Origin of the sequence: Caulobacter sp. D5, from assembly GCF_003185805.1 — a bacterium.
In the GTDB taxonomy this organism is placed as follows: Bacteria; Pseudomonadota; Alphaproteobacteria; order Caulobacterales; family Caulobacteraceae; genus Caulobacter.
In genome coordinates this window covers 1-10,682 of the sequence record NZ_QHJY01000332.1, presented here as the reverse complement: position 1 = coordinate 10,682, position 10,682 = coordinate 1, and the positions used below count along the sequence as shown (strand labels likewise).

At 69.3% G+C, this 10,682-nt stretch carries 8 protein-coding genes; 5 read left to right on the top strand and 3 right to left on the bottom strand.

Annotated features, from left to right (window positions below):
- Positions 1 to 62: 62 nt before the first annotated feature.
- Positions 63 to 1,085, bottom strand: coding sequence for a WD40 repeat domain-containing protein (locus DMC18_RS19905; RefSeq protein WP_110121125.1), 1,023 nt, complete (start codon positions 1,083 to 1,085; stop codon positions 63 to 65).
- 222 nt (positions 1,086 to 1,307) lie between these two features.
- On the opposite strand from DMC18_RS19905, the gene DMC18_RS19900 reads away from it, so the two are divergent.
- The 3 genes from DMC18_RS19900 (at position 1,308) to DMC18_RS19890 (ending at position 4,333) form a co-directional block, all read left to right on the top strand.
- The gene (locus DMC18_RS19900; RefSeq protein WP_110121124.1) at positions 1,308 to 1,754 is read left to right on the top strand and encodes a biopolymer transporter ExbD; all 447 of its coding nucleotides are present in this window, start codon (positions 1,308 to 1,310) and stop codon (positions 1,752 to 1,754) included.
- Between the two features lie 91 nt (positions 1,755 to 1,845).
- Positions 1,846 to 2,478: a LysE family translocator gene (locus tag DMC18_RS19895; RefSeq protein WP_110121123.1), complete on the top strand. Its 633-nt coding sequence runs from the start codon at positions 1,846 to 1,848 to the stop codon at positions 2,476 to 2,478.
- Positions 2,479 to 2,548: 70 nt separating this feature from the next.
- On the top strand, positions 2,549 to 4,333 hold the full coding sequence (locus DMC18_RS19890; protein WP_110121122.1) for an ABC transporter ATP-binding protein: 1,785 nt from the start codon (positions 2,549 to 2,551) through the stop codon (positions 4,331 to 4,333).
- Here the strand turns inward: DMC18_RS19890 and DMC18_RS19885 are convergent.
- On the bottom strand, positions 4,314 to 6,086 hold the full coding sequence (locus DMC18_RS19885; RefSeq protein ID WP_110121121.1) for a DUF4153 domain-containing protein: 1,773 nt from the start codon (positions 6,084 to 6,086) through the stop codon (positions 4,314 to 4,316). The two genes, DMC18_RS19890 and DMC18_RS19885, sit on opposite strands and share 20 nt — an antisense overlap.
- Positions 6,087 to 6,281: 195 nt before the next feature.
- On the opposite strand from DMC18_RS19885, the gene DMC18_RS19880 reads away from it, so the two are divergent.
- Positions 6,282 to 7,817, top strand: a complete 1,536-nt coding sequence (locus DMC18_RS19880; RefSeq protein ID WP_110121120.1) for a UbiD family decarboxylase — start codon at positions 6,282 to 6,284, stop codon at positions 7,815 to 7,817.
- Positions 7,818 to 7,949: 132 nt separating this feature from the next.
- Positions 7,950 to 9,773, top strand: coding sequence for a M14 family metallopeptidase (locus DMC18_RS19875; RefSeq protein WP_110121119.1), 1,824 nt, complete (start codon positions 7,950 to 7,952; stop codon positions 9,771 to 9,773).
- Between the two features lie 205 nt (positions 9,774 to 9,978).
- Here DMC18_RS19875 and DMC18_RS19870 read toward each other — a convergent pair.
- Positions 9,979 to 10,682, bottom strand: a 704-nt coding sequence (locus DMC18_RS19870) for a LysR substrate-binding domain-containing protein (protein ID WP_110133239.1), incomplete at its 5' end; no start/stop codon positions are given.

Sequence of the window (10,682 nt, the reverse complement as noted above, 5' to 3'; positions counted from 1 at the left end):
GAGAGACCCCTCATCCGTCGGCTATCGCCGACACCTTCTCCCGCAAGGGGAGAAGGACGAGATCAGAAGTTCCGCACCGAGATGTCCGGCACGGCCAGCACGCCGGCCTCGCCGCTTTCGTCGCCCCAGGCCAGGCGCGAGCCGTCGGCGTTGACCGACAGGCTGCTGATCGGGGCGCCCTTCTCGGCCTTCAGGGTCTCGATGCGGCCCGAGCGCATGTGCGCGGCCCAGACGCGGCCGTTGTCCTGGCCGGCGATCATCACCGGCAGGGCGTCGATGCCGGCCACCTGCACCACCAGCGAGTCGCGCGAGAAGCCGATCTCGGCGGCTTCCTTGCCCATCGGGCCGCTGGCCCCGGCGAACGGCCAGATCACCGCGCCGTTGGCGCCGGCGGTGGCCAGCAGGTTGCCCTTGTCGAAGAAGTCCAGGCTCTTGATCTTGGCCGGATAGCCGCCCATCCGCATGTCCTTGCCGTCCGACAGGCGCCAGCCGTGCAGCTGGTTCTCCTGCATGGCCGAGACCAGGAACTTGCCGTCGGGGCTGTAGGCCAAAGCAACGTGGCTGCCGGCCCACTTCATCACCGTCGGCTTCTGGTCGGCGATGCGGCTCCACCACAGCGACACCCCGCCGTAGCCGGCCGCGGCCAGGCGCTTGCCCTTCGGATCGAAGGCCACGCCCGAGACGGTCTTCTCATGGACGTAGGTGCGACGGAACTCGGCGTCGGCCGAGTCCAGCACGTGCACTTCCTTGCCGGCCGTGAAGGCGATCAGGCGCGATGCGGCGCTGGCCGTCACGTGCTCGATCCACTTGCCCTTCACCTCGGCCAGCAGGGTGGCCACGACCTCGTCGCCCTCGACCCGGCTCCAGACCACCCGGCCATCGTCGCCGCCGGTCACCAGGCCCCGGCCCGAGGGGTGCACGCAGGCGGCCAGCACGGCCCCGCCGAGCGGTCCGCCATGGGCTTCCACGGTGACGAAACCGCCCTCGGCCTCGAATCGGACGGTGCCGTCGCCCAGGGCGAATCCGGCGCGTCCAGCGCGATCGAACAGGGCGGCGGTGACGTAGGCGTCGAAGGAAAAGATCATGCGCGGGGGCTTAGCGCGGCCTGATGGCCAGCGCTAGTCGCGCGGGGCGCGAAGCCTGGCGCCCAAAACGCTCTCCTGAACGGCGTTAGGCCAAAAAGACTCACAAAAGGGGTTGCCATTGCGGCGCGTCGTCGGGCTTTACTTCCGCGCTCGTCTGCGCCAGACGTGGCATCTAACAATTTCTGGACCGCCTGGGGGCGGTCCCCGGGAGACAGTCAGGCTATGGCGGCTAAACTTGCTGGCGGCGGCGGCGGTCGCTACTCGCTGAACCAGAATTCAGAAATCAACGTCACGCCCTTCGTCGACATTCTGCTCGTTCTGCTCATCATCTTCATGGTCGCCGTGCCGATGGCCGTGACCTCGATCAAGATCGACCTGCCGCCGGCTTCGCCGCCGCCTCCCGGCGTGAAGCCGAAGGAACCGGTCTTCATCTCGATCCAGAAGTCGGGCGCTCTGTTCATCGCGGACAAGCAAACCAGCCTCGACAACCTGCAGTTCGACCTGGACGCCAAGTTCACCTCGAACGGCCAGGCTGGCCCGAAGGACGACCAGCGCGTGATGATCCGCGCCGACGCCGACGTCATGTACGCCGACTTCATGGGCGTGCTGAACCAGCTGCAGACCGCTGGCTGGTACAAGGTCGGCCTGATCAACGAAGACATCCACTAAGCAGGACGTCTTCGGCGACAGTCGAAAGTATCAAGGGGCCGGCGGCGAAAGCCTCCGGCCCCTTTTTCTTGCCCGTTTTCCGGAGCCACCGATGCCCGACGCCAAGACCTGGATCGCCTTCGCCCTGGTGTGCCTGGGCATGGCCCTGACCCCGGGGCCGAACATGCTCTATCTGGTCAGCCGCTCGATCTGCCAGGGACGCTGGGCCGGGATCGTGTCGCTGGTCGGTACGGCGGCGGGTTTCATCGTCTATCTGGTCTGCGCGGCGCTGGGCATCACCGCCCTGCTGATGGCCGCCCCGATCGCCTACGACGTCCTGCGGTTCGGCGGGGCGCTGTACCTCGGCTGGCTGGCCTGGCAGGCGATCAAGCCGGGCGGACAGTCGCCCTTCCAGGTGCGCGAACTGCCCAAGGACCCGCCGGCCAAGCTGATGGCCATGGGCTTCCTGACCAACCTGCTCAATCCCAAGGCGGCGATGCTCTATCTGTCGCTGCTGCCGCAGTTCATCGACCCCAAGCATGGGGCGGTGCTCAGCCAGTCGCTGCTGCTGGGCGGGACCCAGATCGCCGTCAGCCTGACGATCAACGGCCTGATCTGCCTGGCCGCCGGTTCGATCGCGACCTTCCTGGCCACGCGCCCCAGCTTCGCCCTGGTCCAGCGCTGGCTGATGGCCAGCGTGCTGGGCGGCCTCGCCGTGCGCATGGCCACAGAAGCCCGACGCTAGGGCCGAAACCTGGCAGCAGCCTGTCGGCGGGACGTTCCCTGCCGGCCACAACAAGCCTATCTAGCCGCCCATGAGCGACTTCGACGACGAGGATGAAACCCAGGGCCGGCGCCGGGCGCTGTCCAACACCCAGGTGCTGGGCTTCCTGGCGCGCTTCTGGCTGCGCCGGAAGCTGATCTTCACCGCCGGGGTGGTGCTGACCCTGATCGCGGTGGGCTTCGACGTGGCCCTGCCGACCGCGGCCGAGCACCTGGTCAATGTCGTGGTGGCCGGCGAGAAGTCGCGCGCCTGGGGCGCCTGGGCGATCTTCGTCGGCGTCTACCTGGCCTTCTCGCTGATCCGCAACATCGCCCACCGGTTCTGGATCCCGCTGGCCGCCCGCAACATGGAGGAGATGACCAACGAGGGCTTCGCCCGCGTCCAGGCCTTCTCGTCCGACTGGCACGCCGACAGCTTCGCCGGCGCCACGGTGCGCAAGCTGACCCGCGCCATGTGGGGCTATGACAGCGTCACCGACGCCTTCACCATCTGGCTCGTGCCCAGCATGATCGTGCTCCTGGGCCTGTCGGGCGTCATGCTGGTCAAGCAGCCCCTGGCCGGGGCGATCTCGCTGGTCGTGGTGCTGCTTTACCTGTCGGTGAACCTGTGGATCACCGAGCGCTATGTGCGGCCCGCCAACCTGAAGTCCAACGCCCTGGACTCCGCCATCGGCGGGGCCCTGGCCGACGCGGTGACCTCCAACCCCACCGTGAAGGCCTTCGGCGCCGAGGATCGCGAGACCGCTCGCCTGGCCCAGGTCACCGCGGCCTGGCGCGATGCGGTGATGGTCACCTGGAACCGCTTCACCGACGTGTGGCTGGGCCAGAACCTGCTGCTGGTCGTGCTGCAGGCGGGCCTGACCGGGGCCATGGTCTGGGCGTGGATGCGTGGCCAGGCCAATGCCGGCGACATCGTCGCGGCCATGACCTCGTTCCTGCTGATGAGCGGCTATCTGCGCAACATGGGCGAGAACATCCGCATGCTGCAGAAGGGCATCGACGACAGCGAGGACGTCGCGGCCTGGTCGAAGCTGCCGCCGCAGATCGCCGACGCCCCCGGCGCGCCCGACTTCGTCACCGGCCCCGGCGCCGTCGCCTTCCAGGGCGTGACCTTCGCCTATCGCAACGCCGGCGCGCCGCTCTACGACCGCTTCTCGCTGGACATCACGCCCGGCGAGAAGGTGGCCCTGGTCGGCCCCACCGGCTCGGGCAAGTCGACCTTCGTCAAGCTGATCCAGCGGCTGCACGACCTGCAGGGCGGGCGGATCCTGATCGACGGCCAGGACGTGGCCAAGGTGACCCAGGGCTCGCTGCGCCGCGCCATCGCCGTGGTGCCGCAGGACCCGGCCCTGTTCCACCGCTCCCTGCTCGACAACATCGCCTATGGCCGCCCCGACGCGACCTTCGACCAGGTGGTGGAGGCGGCCAAGAAGGCCCGCGCCCACGACTTCATCCTGAAACTGCCGCACGGCTACGACACCCTGGTCGGCGAGCGCGGCATCAAGCTTTCGGGCGGCGAGCGCCAGCGCGTGGCCATCGCCCGCGCCTTCCTGACCAACGCCCCGATCCTGGTGCTCGACGAGGCCACCTCGTCGCTCGACGTGGAGACCGAGGCCCTGGTGCAGGAGGCCGCCGAGGCCCTGATGCAGGGCCGCACGACGATCGTCATCGCCCACCGCCTGTCGACCGTGCGCGGCGCCGACCGGATCCTGGTGTTCCAGAACGGCCGCGTCGTCGAGGAAGGCCGCCACGCCGAACTCAAGGCGAAGGGCGGGGTCTATGCGCGGCTGAACGCGGTCAGCGAGGGGGCGGTTTAGGCCGCGAGGCCAGGGCCTCCGCCGCCGTCACGTTGCAGGCGTCGCCCTGCGGCCGGATCTCCATGCGGATGTCCCCGAGCACCACGTCGCGCAGGGGCGACGGCGCGATCGTCGCGGCCTCGCCCGAGCGCGCCAGCACCCCGGCGATGTCGGCCACCCGGCCGCAGGGGCTGGACGCATAGCCGATCTTCTTCCAGCGACCTTCGCGCATGCCGAAGACGTCGAGCATCGAGCCGCTCGACAGCAGCACCTCCTCGGACCCGTCCGCGTCGATGTCGAGCAGCAGGGCCGAGCACGGCTTGGCGGCGAAGCGGCACGGCGAGTCGCTCAGGTCGGCCAGGCGTTCGAAGCCGTTCGGCAGGGTCCGCCCCTTGGGATAGACGATCACGTCGGCCATCGGCTCGGCCTTCCCCGGCGCGGGCCCGGCCGCCAGGCGGGCGAGACTGGCCTTGGCCGCCTTGGCGACGACGGCGTCCGGCCCGGCCGCCAGGCGCTTCAGCGCATCCAGGCCGAACCGGCCGCTGCGGAACCGCAGGAAGTCGAAGTCGAACGCCTCGGCCTTGACCTTGCCGGCCTGCAGCCGCGCGACCTGGTCACCGACCGACAACCGGCGCGGATCGGCGATCGGCGTCACCAGGGCCAGCAGCACGACGATGACCACGAAGGCCATGCCGATATTGGTCGTCTCCAGGGTCTTCAGCCACGGGCCCGGCCGCACGGCGGCGACCGCGTAGCCCAGGGCGTAGCCGGCCGCGACCAGCACGCAGGCGGCGGCGATGATCCGGTCGGTGCTGAGGCCGTACTGGCCGATGCGCAGGGAAAGGCCGTAGGCGGCGAGAACCGTGATCGGAACCAGCAGCAGGCCGGCCAGCCGCGCCGCCCATTTCAGGATCAGGGCGGTCGTCTCGGTTCCGTCCTGGTAGGCGGCGTTGGTCAGCAAAACGAGGAAGGCGGCCGCGGTCAGCAGGCTGGCGGTGGCGCTGCGGGTCTTCCACAGCGGTTCCAGCCCCGTGAACGGCAGGGTCAGCAGGAAGGCCCCGGCGATCAGCACCATCAGCGGCAGCAGCCAGGCCAGCAGGGTCAGGGCCACGGTCCGCACCCCGCGCACCAGGCCGGCCCGCACGTCGGTCAGCTGGACGGCGGCGGCGAAGATCGTGGTGGTGGCGGGAATGGCGAACAGCTTGGTCTGGATGACTGTCTCGATGATCCCCACGCCGATCAGCTTGAACAGCACGGCCGCCAGCCACAGCAGCAGCCAGAAGGCGCCGGTGAAGCCGACCGCCAGCGCCAGCTGCACCCCGTGCTTCCAGGTGATGTCGAAATAGCTGGCGAAGCGGGCGATGGGCCGCCGCTCGATGTCGGCCGGCTCGACCAGGTGATGGCCGATGAAGATCAGGGCCGCCACGCCCAGGAAGCTCAAGGGGCCCAGGCCGTTGACGCCCGAGGCCGACGGATCGCCGCTCCACACGCCATAGGCCCCGACCCCGGCGGCGAGCAGGACGACCACGCCCTTCCAGGAAGCCAGCGCGGGCCAGCGCATGGTCGAAAGCCCGGCCAGCACCACGAACGGCGCGAACAGGACAGCCAGCAGGAAGGCCGCATAGACCATCGGCTGGCCGTCGGGCCAGCGCTTGAACTCGTCGGCCTGGTACAGCCAGTACAGCAGCAGGCCCTGGGCCAGGCCCGTGACCAGCCGCAGGATCGCCGCCCGGCGGACGGCGCGCGGATCGGCTTCGACGGCTTGATCGGTCATCGACGGGCTCCTGCAACCTTCGAGCAGCAGAGATCACGCCCCGCGTGCGGCGCCTAGGACGAAGCTTGGCCTCCATCTTTTCTCCACACGCTCTCGACGCCGCCTCGACACCCCCTTTAAGCGCGGCCCCCTCTCGCCTTGCCCTGGCGCGCCCCCGCTTCTAGGTTCCGCCCCGTTCCAGGAGTCTCCCCGCCCATGGCCTATCGCTCGCTTCGCGAATTCATCGACGTGCTGGAGGCCCAGGGCGAGCTGGTGCGGGTCAAGGAGCCGGTCTCCTCGGTCCTGGAGATGACCGAGATCCAGACGCGCCTCCTGGCCACCGGCGGCCCGGCGGTGCTGTTCGAGCACGTGCTGCTGCCCGACGGGTCGCGCTCGTCGATGCCGGCCCTGGCCAACCTGTTCGGCACGGTCAAACGGGTGGCCATGGGCGTCACCCTGGGCGGCGAGCCGCGCACCACCGCCGGCGAACTGCGCGAAGTGGGCGAGCTGCTGGCCTTCCTGCGCCAGCCCCAGCCGCCCAAGGGACTGAAGGACGCCATCGACATGCTGCCGCTGGCCAAGACGGTGCTGTCGATGCGCCCGGGCACGGTGAAGAAGGCGCCCGTGCAGGAGGTGGTGCTGAAGGGCGACCAGATCGACCTGTCCAAGCTGCCGGTGCAGACCTGCTGGCCGGGCGAGCCGGCGCCGCTGATCACCTGGGGCCTGGTGGTCACCAAGGGTCCCAGCGACGACCGCGAGGACGACTTCAACCTCGGCATCTACCGCATGCAGGTGCTGGGCAAGGACAAGGCGATCATGCGCTGGCTGGCGCACCGCGGCGGGGCGCAGCACTACGCCCGCCACAAGAAGGCCGGCAAGAAGGAGCCCCTGCCCTGCGCCGTCGTGCTGGGGGCCGATCCCGGCACGATCCTGGCCGCCGTGACGCCGGTGCCCGACACCCTTTCCGAATACCAGTTCGCTGGCCTGCTGCGCGGCGCCAAGCTCGACCTCGTGCCGGCCAAGACCGTGCCGCTGATGGTGCCGGCCCAGGCCGAGATCGTCATCGAGGGCCACGTCCTGCTCGACGAGCACGCCGAGGAAGGCCCCTACGGCGACCACACCGGCTACTACAACAGCGTCGAGACCTTCCCGGTCTTCCAGGTGACCGCGATCACCATGCGTAAGGACCCGATCTACCTGACCACCTTCACCGGCCGGCCGCCGGACGAACCCAGCGTGCTGGGCGAGGCGCTGAACGAGGTGTTCATCCCGCTGATCCGCCAGCAGTTCCCCGAGATCGTCGACTTCTGGCTGCCGCCCGAGGGCTGCTCCTACCGCATCGCCGTGGTGTCGATGAAGAAGGCCTATCCGGGCCACGCCAAGCGGGTGATGCTGGGCGTGTGGAGCTACCTGCGCCAGTTCATGTACACCAAGTGGGTGATCGTCGTGGACCACGACATCAACGCCCGCGACTGGAAGGACGTGATGTGGGCGATCAGCACCAAGATGGACCCCGCCCGGGACATCACGGTGATCGAGCACACCCCGATCGACTATCTCGACTTCGCCAGCCCCGTCAGCGGCCTCGGCTCCAAGATCGGCCTGGACGCCACCGACAAGTGGGAGCCCGAGACGACCCGCGAGTGGGGCGAGGAGATCCGCATGGATCAGGCCGTGGTCGACGCGGTCAGCGAGAAGTGGTCGCGGCTGGGCCTGCCCGGCGAGGGCAAGCCGATCTGGAAGACGAAGTAAGACCCCCTCAGTCGCTCCGCGACAGCTCCCCCAGCGGTGGAGCATCTTGAAGAGCGCCGCGCTGACCGGATTCTCCCCTCTGGGGGAAGTGGCCCGGAGGGCCGGAGGGGTCCTTCCACGAAGGGGGATCGAATGCGAACTCTAACCCTGGCGGCCCTGGCCGCCGCACTGATGGCGAGCACGGCGATGGCAGAGATCCCCACCCCCAAGAAGCCCTGGGACGAAGCCTTCCTGCCGCCGGCGCCGCAGTGGCAGGGCGCCAGCCAGGCGCTGATCCGTGATGCGGCCGATCCGTGGGTGACGCCGTTCGAGGCCGATCCGGGCCACGACTTCTCGCCGACCTACGCCGACACCCGCGCCTGGTTCGACCGGCTCGACAAGGCGACCAAGCTGGTCCGCGTCGAGGACTTCGGGGTCTCGCCCGAGGGCCGGCCGATCTTCGCCGTCATCGCCAGCAAGGACGGCGACAAGCTCGATCCCAAGAAGCCGCTGCTGCTGGTGCAATGCGGCATCCATCCGGGCGAGATCGACGGCAAGGACGCGGGCATGATGCTGCTGCGCGACATGGCGTTTCACGGCAAGGACGGCCTGCTCGACAAGGTCAATCTGGTGCTGATCCCGATCCTGTCGGTCGACGGCCACGAGCGCTCTGGCCCCTATTCGCGGCCCAACCAGCGCGGGCCGCGCATCCAGGGCTGGCGCAACACGGCGACCAACCAGAACCTCAACCGCGACTTCATGAAGCTCGACCAGCCCGAGATGCAGGCGCTGAAGCGGCTTCAGGCCAAGTATCACGCCGACCTTTACGTCGACGTCCACGTCACCGACGGCATGGATTACCAGTACGACGTCACCTACGGCTACAACGGCGAGGACGGCGTCTGGTCGCGCTCGCCGGCCACGGCCAAGTGGCTGGACGAGGCCTTCAAGCCGGCGATGAACCAGAGCCTGGAGGCCGAGGGCCACATCCCGGGCGAGCTGGTGTTCGGCGTCGACGAGCGCGATCCCAAGGCCGGGCTGTCGGACGGCGGCCTCGGCGAGCGGTTCTCCAACGGCTGGGGCTCGGCCGCCCACGTGCCAACCATCCTGATCGAGAACCACAGCCTCAAGCCCCACGCCCAGCGGGTGCTGGGGACCTACGTCTTCATCGAAACCTCGCTGAAGCTGCTGGCGGAAAAGGGCTCGTCCCTGCGCACGGCCGTCGCCGCCGACAGCGCCCTGCGCCCGGCGACCATCCCGGCCAATTTCGTCGCCGACGACAAGCCGACCACGACCCGCGCCTTCAAGGGCATCAAGTACGAGACCTATGACAGTCCCGCCTCGGGCAAGACCGAGATCCGCTGGCTGGGACAGGCCGACCCCGACCTCTGGCAGCTGCCGTTCTACGGCTCGCACCCGACACTGCAACTGGCTCGTCCCAAGGCCTACTGGGTCCCCAGCTACCGCGCCGACATCATCGAGCGGCTGAAGCTGCACGGGGTGAAGGTCGAAACCCTCGACGCGGCCAAGACCGTGCCGGTTGAGATGCTGCGCCTGGTCGAACCCAAGGTCGCGCCCCGCGCCAACGAGGGCCACGTCCAGATGAGCGTCGAGCAGGTGACGACGGAAGCGCGCGACTGGACCTTCCCCAAGGGCTCGGTGCGCGTGCCCACCGACCAGCCGCTGGGCGACCTCGTCGTGCTGCTGCTCGAGCCGCAGTCCAGCGAAAGCGTCTTCGCCTGGGGCATGGTCCCCGAGGTGCTGAGCCGCGTCGAATATATCGAGCCCTACGCCATCGCCCCGCTGGCCGAGAAGATGATGGCCGCCGACCCGGCGCTGAAGGCCGAGTTCGAGGCCAAGCTGGCCGCCGACCCCAAGTTCGCCGCCGATCCCGACGCGCGCCTGGCCTGGTTCTACAAGCGCACGCCCTTCTACGATCAGCGCCACCTGCTCTACCCAATCGCCCGGGAGAAGTAGGGATCGGCGGCAATGAGACCCTCTCTCTTTGAGAGAGGGAGGGGCCCATGGCGAAGCCATGGGAGGGTGAGAGGTGACAAACTCGCCGAATGAAGCGCGGCGCTTAGAGCTTCGACGTCGGACGGTTGGTCGCCCTCTCGGATTTGCCTGCCGACGGTGAAACCCCTCACCCTCCCACCGCTTCGCGGCGGGCCCCTCCCTCTCCCTATGGAAGAGGGGACGAGTCCCAAGGCCGCTCCGTCCCATATCGCTCGACCAGCGCATCCACAGCCGCCCGCAGCTTGGCGCTCGGATACGGCGTACGCGGCCACACCAGGTTCACCGGCAGGGGGCTGTCGAACACCCCGTCGAGCACCGTCTCCAGCCGCCCAGCCGCCAGGTCCTCGGCCACCACCCAGCGCGGGACCATGGCGATCCCGGTTCCGGCCCGCGCCGCCTCGGCCAGGACCAGGGCGTCGCCGATCCGTAGGCGGCCGTCCACCGGCAGGCTGCGGGCGACACCGTCAGCATCGACATAGGGCCAGGGCGTCGGGCGGCCGTCGCGGGCCTCGACCAGGCAGTCGTGGGCGGCGAGATCGTCGACCGTCTTGGGCCGCCCCCGAGCATCTAGATAGGCCGGCGTCGCGCAGACCACCCGCCGCTGCACGCCCAACGGGCGAGCGATCAGGCCGGCGCGGTCGTCGAGGTCGCCGATGCGCACCGCCAGGTCCACGCCCTCGGCCGCCAGGTCCACCGCCCGCGCGCCGAACACCACCTCCAACCGCAGGGCGGGCCAGCGGGCGGCCAGCTCCAGCAGAACCGGCATGACGAAGGCCCGGCCCAGCAGCGGCGGCAGGGCCACGCGCAGCAGGCCCGAGGGCTCGCCCCGGCCTTGCAGCAGTTCGGCCTCCGCCTCGGCCAAGCCCGCCA